Raw genomic sequence first — 14,721 nt, 5'->3', positions numbered from 1 at the left:
TGCGGACCTCGGGGGAGGTGTCCGTCGGGTGGTCCAAGCTCCCGTCGATGGCTTCGATTCGCCTCTTAGGGGGCGAGGGGAGCGGACGAGGCGGGCCGCGCAGAGCTCTGGCCGAGTGAATCGGCGCCGGTGGGAGGATTCCCAGCAACCTACCGGGTGGGCGGGCCGTCCGCTAGCGTGAGTGATGGGACCGCGACCGTCAAAGGGGGAGAGATGGGGGCCATCGATGCCCGGGCGATGCACGTGCTGGTGCACAACCAGGGCCAGCCGGATTTCGAGGATGTGACGGGCCGCGTGAGCGGCCTTGAAGAGCGGGGCGACCAGATCGTCGTCACCTATTCCTCTGGGAGAATATACCGTTACCGGGCCGCCAAAGTCCGTATCTACGATCAGGTGGTCCGGCGCGACCTCGTCCGGGGGGACGAGGTCTATGTACGGGGGTCCTTGTGGGGGACTGTTGAAACCGTTTACTCGCTCGGCTTGCGCGAAGATCCCAGTAGGGTGCGTTACACGCTTGTGTACCGACGTAGCAACGGCACAGTAGGTCTCAGCCGCCGCGGCGAGGGGGAGGTCCAGATGAGGCTGCTGACCCCGGAACGGCGCAACGCACTCGAAATCATGGGCTACGTGCGCGACGAAGTGAGGGGCCAGGCGAGGTGGGCGGGCGCCCGGCAGGAGGACACGGGGCGCTCCACGAGGTGGAGGGCCGAGAAGAACTCGGCGAGGGCAGCGGCCACGTTGGCGAACGTGTGGGAACGGCTGCGCAGAATCCCACCGGGCTCGGCGCTCGAGGCCTATCTGACGGGCACGAGCAGCGCGGACACGGGCGCGGAGCAGGACATCATCATGCCCTTCGTCTCCAACCTCGAGCAGCGCAGGGCGCTCAAAGCGGCGCTTTCGCACCAACTCTCCGTGATCGACGGCCCTCCAGGAACCGGCAAGACGCAGACGATCCTCAACCTGGTTGCGACCCTTGTCGCCCAGGGGAAAACGGTCGGCATCGTCTCCGGAGTGAACTCGGCGGTGGACAACGTCGTGGAGAAGCTCACCGAGGAGGGGTACGGGTTCCTGGTGGCGAACGTGGGGAAGCGGGAGAAAGTGGAGGCCTTCCTCCGCGAACAAGGACGCCTCGGGGAGCTGTGGGAGGAGTGGGAGGCCACGGCCAGCCTCGGAGCCGATGGGACGCCGGTTGCGGTCGCCCCCGATGACCTCCACGAACGCGAGGCGCGCCTTGTCCAATTGTGGCAGGACGGGAGGGAAATTCCCCGGATCCGGGCGGAACTCGCTGCGACGCGCAAGGAGCGCCAACTCCTCGAAGTGAAGATCCGGGAGTCCGGGCGCCCGCTCACGGACGTCTCCGGCCTCCCCGTCGTGAGGCGGGGCCCGGAGGCGCTGGCGGATCTGCTCGCCCTCGCGCGGTCAGCGCCCAGGCCCCACCGGGGAGTACTCGGCCTCGTCGAAAGAATGCGCCGCTACTTCGTCTACGGCTCCCTCAAGGGGGTGCGGCTGGACGACGCCGACACGCAGGCCGCATTGCAACTGCAGTGGTACCGGGCCTTCGAGGAGCAGACCGCCTCGCGGATCGAGCGCGCGGAGGAGCGCTCCCGCAATGCCGGGGCCCAGGAGGAGGCGCGCGAGTACCGCAGCCAATCGCGGGCCGTGCTCGACAGGGCGCTCCGACGCCGTTTCACGGCCGCGCCCCGGACCCTCCTCACGTCGACCGAGTACCTCAGCGAGCAGACGCGGTCCCTGCTCGGCACGTACCCCGTGGTCGCTTCCACCTGCCATTCGATCCGCGGGAACCTGGACGAGTCGGTCCTGCTCGACTGGGTCATCATCGACGAGTCCTCCCAAGTCGTCATCCCCGAGGGCATAGCGGCGCTGAGCAAAGCCCGCAACGCCGTCATCGTCGGGGACGAGCAACAACTGGGCCCCGTCCTGACGGGGTGGGAGGAGAGCCGCCGCGAGCCGCCGGATCCCCGTTACGACGTGCGGTCCTTGTCGCTCCTGAAGTCCGTCAAGGCGCTCGGCGAAGTGGCCGGGATCCCGCGCACCCTCCTCAGAGAGCACTACCGGTGCCGTCCGGCCATCATCGAGTTCTGCAACCGCATGTACTACAACGGCCAGCTCATCGCGATGACGGATCCGTCCGATACCCAGGAACCGCCTATGCGCGTCGTGCGCGCCGCTCCCGGCAACCACGCGCGCCGCCTGCGCGGTGGCCGGTACTCCCAGCGCGAGATCGACATCATCGCCCAGTTGGAGGATCTGCGACTGCTGGACCGCGGAGTCACGACAGAGGACAAAGACGAGTCGGGGGACTACGTGCTCGGGATCGTGACCCCCTACCGGGAGCAGGCGAACCGCGTGGGCGCGCGAGTACGGCAGGAATCGGAGGGGAGCGGGCACGCGAGGTGGCTCGCGGAAACAGCTCACAAGTTCCAGGGCCGCGGCGCAGGCACGATCGTGTTCTCCACGGTGCTGAACTCCGACGACACCGACGGCGGGGATCCGCGGTTCTACGACGACTCGCGGATCACGAACGTCGCCGTTTCACGGGCGAAGGACCGGGTCGTCGTTGTGACCGCCCACGGAGGGGTGCGCCACAGCCGCAATGTGACTGCGCTGCTCGACTACATCACCATGCTGGATCCCGAGCAGGTCGTCGAATCCGACATAGTGTCAGTGTTCGATGTCCTCTACGCCCACTACTCGGACGCTGTGCGCGGGTACGCGCGCAGCAAATGGCACGGCCCCAGCCGCTTCCCCTCGGAGAACATCATCGACACGCTCCTGGGAAGCATCCTCGCCGAGACGCGCTACGCGCGCCTGGGCTACCAGTTCCAGGTGCATCTGCGCGATGTGCTGCCGCACACGCGCCGTCTCAACGAGGAGCAACGGCAGTTCGTCTGGCACGGCAGTGCCCTCGACTTCGGAGTGTTCTCCACGGTCACGCGCAAACTGGTCTTGGGCATCGAGGTCGACGGGTTCCGCTACCACGGGGGCGACCCCGTCCAGCGGCGCCGCGATGTCTTGAAGGACCAGGTGCTGCGGGCCTACGGCGTGCCCGTTCTGCGGCTGCCGACGAACGGCTCCAATGAGGAGGCGAGGATCCGGGCCGCGCTCGACGCTGTGGAGCAGGACCCCTTCCCCCCACGGTTCGCGTGAGGGGATCGAGGGGATCGGGTCTGTCCCGCGCTCCGTGGGGGAGGGAGGCGGCGCCTCCTGCTTGAGTACGCACACAAGGGACTCTATTTTGGAAACACTGGTCGCACACAACGGCGCAATTCCGCCGTTGTGTGCGACCACGTCTTACGTAATTCGGTTCCTTGTGTGCGTGATCCGAGGGGCGGCGCAGCGAGCGGGCGATGTTTCCGTCCCGCACACCGCCTCACAGCGACGCGCGCGCCCGCGTCCGGCGCACGCCCATGGCGACTGAGAGGATCGCCAATGCGAAGAGGGCGCAGATCCCGCAGTCGGCCAGCAGGGGGAGGAGCGCTTGCGCGGATGTCGAGGTGGCGGAGTACGCACCGGAGAGCGCCTGGTCCACCCAGTACCCGGGCGTGAGCCTGGCGGCCCGGGCGACGGCGTCGGGCAGCCATTCGATGGGCACCCAGGTCCCGCCCAGGAAGGACAATGCCATGCCGCCGATATTGGCGATGGCGTTGGCCGCGTTCTCGCCCAGGCCGATCTCCCCTATGAGGAACCCCAGCGACACGGCCACGAGTGTGTAGGCCCCCAGGGCGGCGCCGACCACGCCCAGCAGAGGCGCCGACGCTGCGAGGGAGGCCCTTCCGAAGACGGCCGCTCCCAGTCCGAACACCCACAGCCACCCGACGGCGCCGACGACCAGGCAGGCGCCCAGCACACCGAGGTTGTGGGTCCCGCTGCTCACCGGCGCCGCAGTGAGGCGGGAACGCACCGCCCGGCGCCCCAACGACGCCATGAGCGTCGCGATCGCGATGACTGCGAAAGCCAAGAGCGGGTACAGGGAGAACCGGGCGTAGACGAGGAGGCTGTGCGGCAGGGGGGTGGCGTCCTGGGCGATCCTCTCGGCGGGGGCGCAGTGGCTCATCGTCTCCTCGGCCAGAGCGACGGCCCGGGCCGGGTCGTCGGTGAGCGCCGACAGGTAGTCGGCGACCTGCCCCACGTAGGAGTCGACGCGCACGTCCATGAGCGCGCCCGAGGCCGACTCGTACCCGATGACCGTGTCCATCTGCGGCGGCTCGCCCCCGCCTCGTGCGGCCCGCTGCAGCGCCTCCCCGTAACCGGCGGGGATGATGAGGATGTAGTTGATGCGGTTCTGCGCGGTGGCGTCCTGGAAGGCCCGCGTCGAGTCCTCCAGCGGCCTCGCCTCGCCGACGGACTCGATGTAGCCCTTGATCCCCCGGGAGACCGTGGAGCCGTCGCGGTCGATGACGGCCACACTCGCCGTGGCCTGCTGGACCTGGTCGGAGGAGTCCTCGGACCGGGCCAACCCGGTGAGCAGGCCGAGCATGGACAGGAGCACCAGGTAGACCAGGACGTACACCCGGTGGGCGGCCACGATCTTCAACGACGTTCTAAAGGCGCTCATGGGTCATCCTCCTGGCGCGGATCAGAGCGATAGCGAGGAACAGGCCCGTCATGCCCGCCAGGACGGCGCAGCTGCGGGCGAAGGGCTCCAAGGAGTCGTAGTAGAGCAGGGCGTAGAAGCAATGGGATGCCTGCCACAGGGGATTGGCCTGCGCCAGGAACGGCGCGTTGTGTTCGACCGCGTTGGCCACGGACTGCGCGCCGGGCCCGTACAGGCCGGTGAACAGTGACAGGAGGCAGGTGATCGCGGAGACCACCCCGATCCCGGCTCTGCCTGCCGATCCCAGGGCGGCGCCCGCGGCGCTCGACATGAGGCTGGCGGCCCCGATCGCCACGAGGCACAGGCCCACGTGCGGTCCGAAGTCCACGCCCACCACTGCGGCGATGAATGCGAAGGCGATGAGCAGGCAGACCAGGACGCAAGCCCAGGAGGCCGTGAGTGTGGCGGTGAGGACCTTCCACCGCGGCAGGCCAGCCAGGACGCGCCGCGCCCCCAGGGGGGAGGAGGCCATGATGCCCTGTACGGCGACCATGGTGACGGTCGTGCCCATGCCGCTGGCGAAGGCGAGCAGCGCGAAGTAGTAGCGGGTCGCGGGCTTGACGGGATTCGGCGTCACCGAGACCGGGCGGGTGAAGGAGCGGTCGGCCCCCGCCCCGGCCACCTGCTCGGGTGGTGCGCCCGCCTCGGCGAGCGCCCGGTGCTCGGCCACCGCCTGGGTGTAGGAGTCCATGACCACCCGCAGGACCCGGGTCGTCTCAGACTCGTTGCCCTTCTGAGTCACGTGCAGCACCGGCCCGCCGTCCTCGACGGCGAGGTAGCCGTTCGTGTCGCCCCGTTTCGCGGCGGCTTCGGCCTCGGACGCGGTGGAATGGGCGACCTTCACGACGAGGCGCGGGTCGGCGTCCTCGGAGGAGATGCGCTCGACGACGGCGTCCAGTCCGGGGGCCTCCCAGTACGCGTCGTCCTGGACGACGCCGAAACTCATGGGGGTGGCCTCGTAGGCCTTCTCCAGGTTGGAGAACTGCGCCATGAAGATGAGTGACAGCACGATCGGGAAGGCGAGCGTCCACACGAGCAGGATGCGGTCGCGCAGGAGCCGGAGCACCTGGTAGCGGAAGACGGCCGCCATGTCAGGCCGCCTCGTCCCGCAGCGCGCGGCCGGTGATCTCCAGGAACACCTCGTTGAGGGTCGGGGGCTCGGAGACGACCCGGCCGCAGGTCGCGCCGACCGCGGCCAGTGCGCCCATGACGTCGGAGAGGTTGTGGGGCCCGGTGGCGCACTCGATGAGCACGGTGGGCGCCTCGTAGGCGACGGAGCGCACCCGCGCGAGGCGGCGCAGCGCTTCCAGGGCCTCCTCACCCAGGGGGAGCGGGTCGACGACCTCCACGCGGATGCGCTCGCCCGTGCCGATCATGGCTTTGAGCTCGTCGGAGGTGCCCGAGGCCACCTGGCGTCCCCGGTCCATGATGGTGATCCGGTCGCACAATTGCTCCACCTCCTCCATGTAGTGGCTCGTGTAGATGACGGTGGCGCCCTGCTGGTTGAGGCGCTTGATGCCGTCGAGGATGGCGCTGCGGCTCTGGGGGTCGACGGCCACCGTGGGCTCGTCGAGGATGATGAGGTCGGGGCGGTGCGCGATCCCGCACGCGATGTTGAGGCGGCGCAGCAGTCCGCCCGAGAGCTTCTTCGGTTTGAAGGCCGCGAACTTCTCCAACCCGACGAAGGAGACCGCCTCTAAGACCATGCGGCGCCGCAGGCCGCGGTCGCGCACGTACAGGGCGCAGAAGGCGTCGATGTTCTCGGCCACGGTGAGCTCGTCGAAAACGGCGACCTCCTGGGGCACCACTCCGATGCGGCGCTTGAGGCCGTAGGCGGTGGGCGACATGGGCTCGCCGAACACGCGGATCGCCCCCTTGTCGTAGGAGAGCAGTTGGAGGAGGCAGTTGATCGTCGTGGTCTTGCCCGAGCCGTTGGGGCCGAGCAGGCCCACGACCTCGCCCCGCCCGATCCTCAGTGACAACCCGTCCACGGCGATCAGTTCCCCGTAGCGCTTCACCAGGGACTCGATCTCGACGGCGGCACCGGTCCGGCCGTCGCTCCCGTGGAGGGTGCTCGCCCGGCCGTCGGTCCCATGGGCAGCGTCCGCCCGGCCGTCGGTCCCGTGAGCGGTGTCCGCCGCTCCGGACCGACCCCCAGCCACTCCGGTCGTGCCCGCTCCGGGCCCGCGCGCCTGATCCGCATCAGTCCCGGCTCCGCGCGTCGGCTCCGCGTCCCCGACCGCCTCGTTCCGCTGCGCGCCCCCGGCGCCTTTCTCGGAGTCCATTCCTCCCCGCCTTCCTCGTGTCGGTGCGTTGGCCCCGTGCCCCCAATCATCCCGACGAGACGGGCGCCGCGGAAGTGCGGGAAGTCATGAGCTCGGAGGGAGGGCATGACTTCTGTCATGACTTCGATGGGGTTCCGCGGCCGCGAGGCGCGCCCGCGCCTCGATCGCCGATAATCGGGGCATGAAGGTCTTGGCGGACAAAGGCGTGGTCCTGTGCGGATGCGTCCTGATGTGGAGGGCGGACGCCGCCACCGTGGTCTGGCTGCTGCTCGCCGTGACGATCAGCGGACTGGCGGTGGTGGCGGAGCACTGGCGCTGGTTCGCCGCAGTACCAGCCGCCTACCTGTTGGCGGCGGCGCTCGCGGCGGCCCCGTCCGTGGGCGCTCCGCTGGCCGTCTACGACCTCGCCCGGGCCAGTACCGGTCGTCCGCCATGGCAGCGCTTGGCGGCCGCCGCCGTGTGCGCCCCGATCACGGCCGTGATGGTGGTGGGGGGAGAGCCGACCTCGGCCTGCACGGCGGCCCTGGGGGCGGTCGCCGCGCTGCTGGCGCTGCGCACCCGCCAGGGGGAGGCCACCCGCCAGAACCTGAACGCCGCCCGCGACGACCTGCGCGAGAGGGTCCTGGCCCTGCAGAACGCGAACACCCGGATGCTCCAGATGCAGGACGACGAGCTGCGCGCCGCCGCCCTGTCCGAGCGCACACGCATCGCCCGCGAGATCCACGACGGCGTCGGGCACCTGCTCACCCGGCTTCTCCTGCAGATCAAAGCCCTTCAGATCACTCATCGCGGGAAGCCCGGCGTCGTCGCCGGCCTGGCCGCGCTCAGCGATGGGCTCGACGAGGCACTGGACTCCATGCGCTGTTCCGTCCACGCCCTGTCGGAGCAGGGGGAGGACCTGGCTGTCGCCCTCAACCTGCTGGGTTCGCGGAGCGCCATCGCGAAAGTGGGGGTGGACTGCTCGCTGGAGGCGGAGCCGCCGCGCGCGGTGTCGCGCTGCGTCACGGCCGTCGTGCGCGAAGCCCTCACCAACGCGGCGCGCCATGGCGGTGCGGCCTCAGCGCGGGTCACCGTGACCGACTACCCCGCTTTCTGGCAGGTCACGGTCGATAACGACGGCGCCGTTCCCGCCGGGGACGCGGATCCGGGCGGTGGCGCGCCCGGATTCGGGGCTTCCCTTGGCAGTGCGCCATCCAACCGCGGGTTCGGGCTCGGGACGCCAGACGACGGCGGGTTCGGGCTCGGGACATCAGGCGACGGCGCCGTCCGCCCCGGCCTCGGACTGCGTGCGATGGCGGACCGGGTCGAGGCACTGGGCGGGACCGTGCGGATCACCCCCCGCCCGCGTTTCACAGTGTTCGCGACGATTCCGAAAGACCAGGAAGGTGCGGTATGAGGGTTCTCATCGTCGATGACGACGCCATCGTCGTCCAATCCTTGGCGACCATCTTGTCCGCCGAGGACGGCATCGACGTGGTCGGCACGTGCCTGTCCGGCACGGAGGCGGTCCAGGAGTTCCGGCGGCTGCGCCCCGACGTGCTCCTCATGGACATCCGCATGCCCGGGACCGATGGGCTCAGTGCCGCGGAGGAGATCCTGGAGGGGGACCCGCAGGCCCGCATTGTGTTCCTCACGACCTTCTCTGACGACGAGTACATCGTCCGGGCCCTGAGAATGGGGGCGCGCGGCTACCTCATCAAACAGGATGTCGCCCAGATCGCCCCGGCGCTGCGCTCCGTCATGGTCGGCGTGTGCGTCCTGGAGGGCGATGTCCTCGAGCGCGGGACCGCCATGGGTATGCGCGCCCGGCCCGCTCCCGCGTCCGGCAGCGGGGCGGGGACGTCCGGCAGTGGGGCGGGGGAGAGCGGTGGCTGGCCCGGGGCGCCCGGAGATCCGGGCGAGCCCGCGGGCGCGGTGGGGGCCCCGGACCCGAGGAGCACGGTCTTCGCCTCGTTGACCGACCGCGAGTACGAGGTCGTCGAGGCAGTGGCGGCCGGCCTGGACAACGCCGAGGTGGCGGAGAGGCTCTTCATGAGTGAGGGCACGGTGCGCAACCACATCAGTTCCATCCTGGCCAAGACGGGGCTGCGCAACCGCACGCAGGTGGCGGTCCGGTACTACCGCGCTAGGATGTGAGGAACTTCGGCCGGAGGTCGCAACGGCTAGTCGGAGAAGGCACTACCGCAGGCGGGCGCGACCGCTGACGAGCGGGGACTGCCTGCCCGTCTGCGGAGTCTGGCCGGACTGCCCATTGCGCTTACTGGTCCAAAATGCGTCTGAGTTTCGCCGCATTCGGACGGCTTAGCCGCGGGTTGGTCCAAAAAGCGTCTGAGTTCAGCGATTTCGGCCCGATCTGGGCGGATTCGGGCAGACTCAGACGCATTTTGGAACACGTGCCCGCCGTGCCCCCGTTCCCGCCCGAGACTCAGACGCATTTTGGAACACCAGACGGCTCGCCGAGTACCACGCCACCATGTGGGTGAGTCGTTTAGTGCGCTACCCGACGAAGTCACAAGCGATCTGGTCGAACTGCCTTTCGGTGTTGACCAGGTCGAACTGGACAAGGTGCTCGGAATGTCGGGTGTTCTCGCGCAAGCGGCTTCCGCCGCAGCAGGGGTCGGGAACCTGCAGGGGCTTGTGCGCCTCACCGTGGCGGGCTGCAGCTCGTGGACCCAGGGCTGCGGGGGCTTGTGTGCCTCACCCCGGACACCGTGGCTGCGATGAACGCGGGGATGAATGCCCTCACGAGCGGCGGTGGCAACCTCGGCGTCCTAACGGACGCGGGCGGTTCGCCAGGCAGATCCGTTGGACGCCAGTCGGCCCGCGGATCGCTGGGGGCACTGTTCTGGCGTCCCTGGGCCCTGCTTCCATAATGATCGCGTTGCAATTGCAACTGAGCGGATTGGAGAAGACGGCGAAGGAGACCTGCGGGGTCGCGCGCAAGATCCTCAAGGGAATGAGCGAGGACAGACAGGACGAGCTCGCCGGGGTAGCGCGCATGGTGGATCAGGCGTTCGAGGAGGCGGAGTGGATCCGCAGCGTGACCCCCGGGGTGTGGAAGGAAGTGGAGGGCCAGCAGGCGAAGATCAACGAGTACAGGGAGAAGTACCGGCGCTATGTCGAAGGACATGTGAACGAGGCGCGGGCACTGAGGGCAGCGCCGGCCGGCGAAGTGCGGGCGCACGTCATGGAGAACGGGTCGCAGATCCTCGCCGACTTGGAGCGCTACATGACGGTGGAGCGCCTTGACTGCGTGTACCGGGCGCTGGGGGTCGAGCGCCTTCGCGAAGAGGGAAGGGCCGATCCGAAGGAAGCCGAGCTTTCTGAGATCGTCGCCGCTAGTGCCCGTGCAGTGGTGGCGCGCCGCGCATCGGGGCTCCGGCCCGTCCCCCGGCAGGTGGTCACTCCGGCCAGTCGGACTCCAAGTAGGCGCCCACCGCCCTGTTGCGGAATGTGTAGTGGGGGCGGCCCCTGCGGATCACGCGCCGGATGAGGTCGAGACGCTGGGCGGTCGGTCCCGCGTCGGAGGCCCGGCGGTAGTCGAGTGCGCGCGCGATGTTCGTCAGGGTCCGCTCCGGGGGCGGCAACTGCGCCATCGCTTCAAGAAACGCCTGTTCCCGGGCGGGCAGGCGCTCCAGGATGCGCTGCACGTGGGTTTCGGCCTCGTGGGCTGCGCCGCGCCATCCCGATGCGACCTGCTCGGCGGTGATGAGGTCGTCGGTTCCCGCGTACCAGGCGCGCTCGCCCGCCAGTTGGAAGAGGAACGGTTCGCCGCGCGCGAGCTCGACAATGGCCCGTTGTGCAGATGGCTCCATGTAGACGCGCTCGCCGCCGGGCACCTGCCACCCCTCGGTCACGAACGGGTGGAGCGCGACCAGCAGGTCGTTGTCGCTGATCGGTTCGAGGATCGTCGTGCGGAAACGCCGTGCGAAGGTCGCGCCCGTCCTGGCCCCCGCCATGTCGGCGAACTCAGGGAGGCCGGTGAGGTACACGGTGATCGGGAGGGCGCGCGAGGCGCGTGGACCGCCCGGCAGGACGATCTCCTCCTCGTGGGCCAGCGCGTCGCCGAGGGCGATGAGCAGTTGCGAGCGGGCCGCTTCGTCGGTGATGTTCTGCACCTCGTCGATGTGGATGACGACCACCGCGTCGGCGCGAATCGCGGCGCGGCCGATCTCGACGAGGAGCTCGGTGAGCGCCGTGTACGGTTCGGGTCCTGCGCGCGCCCGCACTGTGAGTCCGAATCCTGATGCGGCGATCGATTCGACCCGGCCGAGCAGGTCGGCGATGCGGCGCTCGCGGGCGCTGGGCAGGCCCGCGTCGGATGCGAGGCGCAGGAGCGCCGACGCCACCCGTTTCACGGGGTCGGTACCGGAGGGGATCCTGAGCTGGGGCGTCGTCCAGTCGCCTTCGGCCGCAGCGTAGTGGGCGATTTTGCGGACCAGCGCGGACTTGCCCGACCCGGCTTCGCCGAGGATGGTGCGCCCGCGCTCGTGAATGCCCGCGCGCCGACGCGGGCGCACGACATCGCGCCAGTCACTGAGTTGCTCGACCCGCCCCGCCCACACGTGGGGGACGGTATCGGATCCGGGGCTGAAGGGCGAGTCCAGTGGAGTCCTCATGGTGATAAGTTTATCAACGCTTCGGGCGTTTGATAAGTTTATCAGCGCTTTTGCCGTGGGAGGCGGGAGGCTGGGAGTCGCGCGTCGCCGCCCGCGCGCGGGCGGGCAGTGCGGACTGCGCTCCGGGCGCGGACAAAGATCCGGTGCACGGACAAGCGCCCCGGGGCAGGGGTCCTCAAAGGCGGGCGGCCTTCTCCAGCCCCTCTTGGATCGCCGGCAGGTTTGAGTGCTTCCTGCGGATGCGCCACTTGCCGAAGGTGGGCGAGTAGTCGGGCAGCCACGCCAATCCTCCGTCGCGCACGCCGCCCAGGAACATCGCCGTCCATTTGGGATGGCCCTGCTGGGAGAGATCGAACTGCCAGGCGGCCAGCACTTTGCCCAGTTCGTCCCACGCCGACGGGGTCAGCCAGTCGTCGAAGTGCTCGGAGCCGCGCTCGAGCGCTGCGTAGGTGGAGACCTTCTGGCTGTCGGGGGCCTTGTTGACCAGCAGCCCCACCTCGGTCCACCCCTCCGCGGCCGCCTCGGCGTTCGCGTGCAGAATCTTCGCGACCGCGGCGATGTACTTGACGTTGGTGTCACGCGAGTCAGCGGTGTTCGGACGTGTCATAGAATGCCCCTCCTCGAGTCGTTCGTCGACGGCGGGGGCTCCGTCGCCTCGCCCGCCGGTGGTCTGGTCCATCCCCCTCAGGTTAACAGTGTATGGGGCGTGAGTGAACCCCTCTTTACCCTCTCTTTCAGTATGGTGCGTGTTCGGATGGATCGCCGCTGGAGCGCGGGCCCTTCCGGGGCCGCCGAGCAGAACCAGATGCCCTCCACGCCACGGGGCCCGGGCGGCGTAGGATTGGGTGAGGCCAACGCGTAGGAGGACACCGGTATGCGCCCGGAAATGCTGGTATGCGATCAGATCTCGCGAATGGTCGGCGCGCCTTTGGACGAGGAAGGGATCCATCGTTTCCTCCGCGGAGTCGCGCAGGTCCTGGAGGCCAAACCGATCTCGATGTACGGCCCCGGCCTGCGTTTCCGATGGGTCGTGGACGACCGGACCATCGAGGTCGAGACGCAACGGGCGCGCGGGGACTGGCCGTTCGAGCTCCGTGTGCGTGGAATGGACACGGAGTACGCCATTGACATCGAGGAGTACAGAACGTTCAAGTGGGCGGATCCCGCCGACTACCCGTTCTACTGGTCGGTCGATATCGGCGAGATCCCGGGTGGGTGGTTCTACCCGGGCGCGTACCCCGTCGGAACATGGGACTCCTTCAGTGATTTGATAGCGCCGACGCTCAATGAGCTGCCCGCTGACATCGCGATGACCCCGCCCGAATGGAGGCGTCCGTTCCGCTGGAGGATGACGGCGCCGCAGTTGGGGGACGTGTTCTTCACGGCGTTGCCCGAAGGCGTTGAGGTCATGGTCGAGTCCACGGGGGAGACCTTGCTGGTGCCGCGTTCGATCCTGGAACGGTGGAGCGGGAGCCACCCTGTGGGAATGGGGATGGCCATTGCCGGACTCGCGCACGGCGCGCCTTTCATGTCCGTGGGCCTCGCATCCTGTGAACGGGACGAGGCGTACCATTTCTACGCGGAGGCGCCCATCGGACCGGAATGGGAGCGCGAGGGCATCAGCGCCGACGACTTCGACGAGGGGGAGGAGGCGTGGGAGCCGCTGAGCGTGGGGGAGTTGCGGCGCCTGATAGCGCGCTCGCCGGTGGAGCAGGAGGAGGAGCCCCTCGAGATCCGCCGTGCGCCTTTCCGCGCGGGGCTCGGCGCGCCGGAGGTCCTCATGATCGTGGGGGGCATCAGGCGGGGCCGCAAGCCGACCCGGGTCTTCAAGAAGCACGGCGCGCGCAAAGCGCGCGGTGGGGACGGGCCGCTGTTCGAAGCAGACGGGTGGAGCGTGAATCCCAAACGCGATGACGGCTGGATGGTCAACCTGGTGGAACCGCCCGCCCCGCGTGTGCGCTTCGACGACCGCGAGGTGGTCGAGTACGCGAGGGGGATCGGGGAGGCGCTCGCGCAGCGCTACGGCCCGCCATTCGGGTGCGCGGCGAGCACGGCTGGAACGCTCATGCAGTTGTTCGCGGTCGATGGGTTCGGTGTGCGGCTCTACGCGGGCTACTCCCGCGTCGAGGTGGAGATCGGTCAGTTCAAACGCATGGCTGAATACGAATACGGGTAGACCCAGTCGAAGCGGGGCCGGGCCGCGCTCCGAGTGCCCGCGCCCCGGTGCCCCGCGTAGGATGGGGCCGTGGCCGCTGAGTCGGCGGCCACCGTGCGGAAAGGCCGGTCCATGTCTTTGGAAATGGCGCTCACACGGGGCGTTTTCCGGTTGGCCCCCCGGATGCTCGACTCCGAGGAGCTCACCCGGCGCTCCATGGCGCTGCCCCGCCGCGGCGCCCGTGTGCCCTGCTGGATGCGGTGGAAGTACCGGATCGGCGCCAGCGCCGTCGCCGGGATGCGCGTCATCCGGGTCGAGCCGCGCGCCACGGGCTCCGGGACTGTCATCGTCTACCTGCACGGGGGCGCCTACGTCTCGCCCATCAGCTGGGCGCACTGGCTGCTCATCGACGCCCTCGTGGAGCGGACGCGCGCAGCGGTCGTGGTCCCCGCCTACCCCCGCGCCCCCGAGTACACGGCGGCTGGGGCGTTCGCTCCCCTGGGGGTTCTCGTGGGCCAGGTCCTCGACGCCCCGGGCAGGGCCGTTCTGGCGGGCGACTCCGCGGGCGGGGGACTGGCGGTGAGCCTCGCCATCCAGCGCAGGGACGCGGGCGTGCGCGCTCCCGACGGGCTGGTCCTGTTCTCGCCGTGGGTGGACGTGTCCATGTCGAACCCCCGGATCGCGCCTATGGCACGGTTGGACCCGATGCTCGGCATCGACGGCCTGGTCTGGTGCGGGAAGAAGTGGGCGGGGGACCTCGGGACCGCCGATCCGCGCATCAGCCCCTTGCACGACCACTTGCGGGGCTTGCCGCCGACCCGCGTCTACCAGGGCGACCGGGACATCCTGCTGCCCGATGTGGAGCTCTTCGCCCGCAAGGCCCGCGCCCGCGGCGCGGATATCCGCCTGCGTGTCGAGCCCGGGGGGATCCATGACTACGTCGCGCTCGTCCCATCCCCCGAGGTCCGCGCTGCACTCGACTCGGTCGCCGCCTTCGTCTCATCGCTGGGCTGAGGGCCGGTCCCCGCGGGTCCCGATTCCTCTTCG

11 protein-coding genes are annotated in these 14,721 nt (G+C 69.3%); 6 read left to right on the top strand and 5 right to left on the bottom strand.

Annotation, left to right across the window (positions count from 1 at the left end):
- Positions 1 to 213: 213 nt before the first annotated feature.
- On the top strand, positions 214 to 3,168 hold the full coding sequence (locus G447_RS0103200; RefSeq protein ID WP_026430020.1) for an AAA domain-containing protein: 2,955 nt from the start codon (positions 214 to 216) through the stop codon (positions 3,166 to 3,168).
- 223 nt (positions 3,169 to 3,391) lie between these two features.
- Here G447_RS0103200 and G447_RS0103195 read toward each other — a convergent pair whose 3' ends face one another.
- From G447_RS0103195 to G447_RS0103185, 3 genes are read right to left on the bottom strand one after another with little or no spacing between them, the layout of a single operon-like run.
- Positions 3,392 to 4,576, bottom strand: a complete 1,185-nt coding sequence (locus G447_RS0103195; RefSeq protein WP_026430019.1) for an ABC transporter permease — start codon at positions 4,574 to 4,576, stop codon at positions 3,392 to 3,394.
- Complete coding sequence (locus tag G447_RS0103190; RefSeq protein WP_026430018.1) at positions 4,563 to 5,705, bottom strand: ABC transporter permease; 1,143 nt, start codon at positions 5,703 to 5,705, stop codon at positions 4,563 to 4,565. The genes G447_RS0103195 and G447_RS0103190 overlap by 14 nt, the downstream gene beginning before the upstream one ends.
- 1 nt (position 5,706) lies before the next feature.
- Complete coding sequence (locus G447_RS0103185; RefSeq protein ID WP_026430017.1) at positions 5,707 to 6,900, bottom strand: ABC transporter ATP-binding protein; 1,194 nt, start codon at positions 6,898 to 6,900, stop codon at positions 5,707 to 5,709.
- Positions 6,901 to 7,081: 181 nt separating this feature from the next.
- On the opposite strand from G447_RS0103185, the gene G447_RS0103180 reads away from it, so the two are divergent.
- From G447_RS0103180 to G447_RS12235, 3 genes are all read left to right on the top strand, one after another.
- Positions 7,082 to 8,296, top strand: coding sequence for a sensor histidine kinase (locus G447_RS0103180; protein ID WP_026430016.1), 1,215 nt, complete (start codon positions 7,082 to 7,084; stop codon positions 8,294 to 8,296).
- Positions 8,293 to 9,036 (top strand): response regulator transcription factor, encoded by a 744-nt coding sequence (locus G447_RS0103175; protein ID WP_026430015.1) that lies wholly within the window; start codon positions 8,293 to 8,295, stop codon positions 9,034 to 9,036. Before G447_RS0103180 ends, G447_RS0103175 begins: the two co-directional genes overlap by 4 nt.
- A 736-nt stretch (positions 9,037 to 9,772) precedes the next feature.
- Entirely contained in the window at positions 9,773 to 10,393 is a 621-nt protein-coding gene (locus G447_RS12235; RefSeq protein ID WP_131295666.1) for a hypothetical protein, read from the top strand.
- Here the strand turns inward: G447_RS12235 and G447_RS0103165 are convergent.
- Positions 10,302 to 11,519, bottom strand: a complete 1,218-nt coding sequence (locus G447_RS0103165; protein WP_026430014.1) for an ATP-binding protein — start codon at positions 11,517 to 11,519, stop codon at positions 10,302 to 10,304. The two genes, G447_RS12235 and G447_RS0103165, sit on opposite strands and share 92 nt — an antisense overlap.
- Before the next feature lie 175 nt (positions 11,520 to 11,694).
- Positions 11,695 to 12,126, bottom strand: a complete 432-nt coding sequence (locus G447_RS0103160; RefSeq protein ID WP_026430013.1) for a hypothetical protein — start codon at positions 12,124 to 12,126, stop codon at positions 11,695 to 11,697.
- Positions 12,127 to 12,393: 267 nt separating this feature from the next.
- Between G447_RS0103160 and G447_RS0103155 the strand changes: the two genes are divergently transcribed.
- Positions 12,394 to 13,695, top strand: coding sequence for a hypothetical protein (locus G447_RS0103155; RefSeq protein ID WP_026430012.1), 1,302 nt, complete (start codon positions 12,394 to 12,396; stop codon positions 13,693 to 13,695).
- A gap of 69 nt (positions 13,696 to 13,764) precedes the next feature.
- A complete protein-coding gene (locus G447_RS0103150; RefSeq protein WP_243442290.1) occupies positions 13,765 to 14,688 on the top strand; it encodes an alpha/beta hydrolase in 924 nt (307 codons plus the stop codon).
- Positions 14,689 to 14,721 lie beyond the last annotated feature (33 nt).

The organism is Schaalia georgiae DSM 6843, from assembly GCF_000429245.1.
Taxonomy (GTDB): domain Bacteria; phylum Actinomycetota; class Actinomycetes; order Actinomycetales; family Actinomycetaceae; genus Pauljensenia; species Pauljensenia georgiae.
Note: the sequence above shows the minus strand (reverse complement) of the source record. Positions and strands in the feature narration are given on the sequence as shown.

Coding starts and splice junctions, on each gene's coding strand:
- G447_RS0103175 (WP_026430015.1), top strand. CDS start 8,293: ATGAGGGTTCTCATCGTCGATGACGACGCCATCGTCGTCCAATCCTTG.
- G447_RS0103200 (WP_026430020.1), top strand. CDS start 214: ATGGGGGCCATCGATGCCCGGGCGATGCACGTGCTGGTGCACAACCAG.
- G447_RS0103195 (WP_026430019.1), bottom strand. CDS start 4,576: ATGAGCGCCTTTAGAACGTCGTTGAAGATCGTGGCCGCCCACCGGGTG.
- G447_RS0103185 (WP_026430017.1), bottom strand. CDS start 6,900: ATGGACTCCGAGAAAGGCGCCGGGGGCGCGCAGCGGAACGAGGCGGTC.
- G447_RS0103160 (WP_026430013.1), bottom strand. CDS start 12,126: ATGACACGTCCGAACACCGCTGACTCGCGTGACACCAACGTCAAGTAC.
- G447_RS0103180 (WP_026430016.1), top strand. CDS start 7,082: ATGAAGGTCTTGGCGGACAAAGGCGTGGTCCTGTGCGGATGCGTCCTG.
- G447_RS0103155 (WP_026430012.1), top strand. CDS start 12,394: ATGCGCCCGGAAATGCTGGTATGCGATCAGATCTCGCGAATGGTCGGC.
- G447_RS0103190 (WP_026430018.1), bottom strand. CDS start 5,705: ATGGCGGCCGTCTTCCGCTACCAGGTGCTCCGGCTCCTGCGCGACCGC.
- G447_RS12235 (WP_131295666.1), top strand. CDS start 9,773: ATGATCGCGTTGCAATTGCAACTGAGCGGATTGGAGAAGACGGCGAAG.
- G447_RS0103165 (WP_026430014.1), bottom strand. CDS start 11,519: ATGAGGACTCCACTGGACTCGCCCTTCAGCCCCGGATCCGATACCGTC.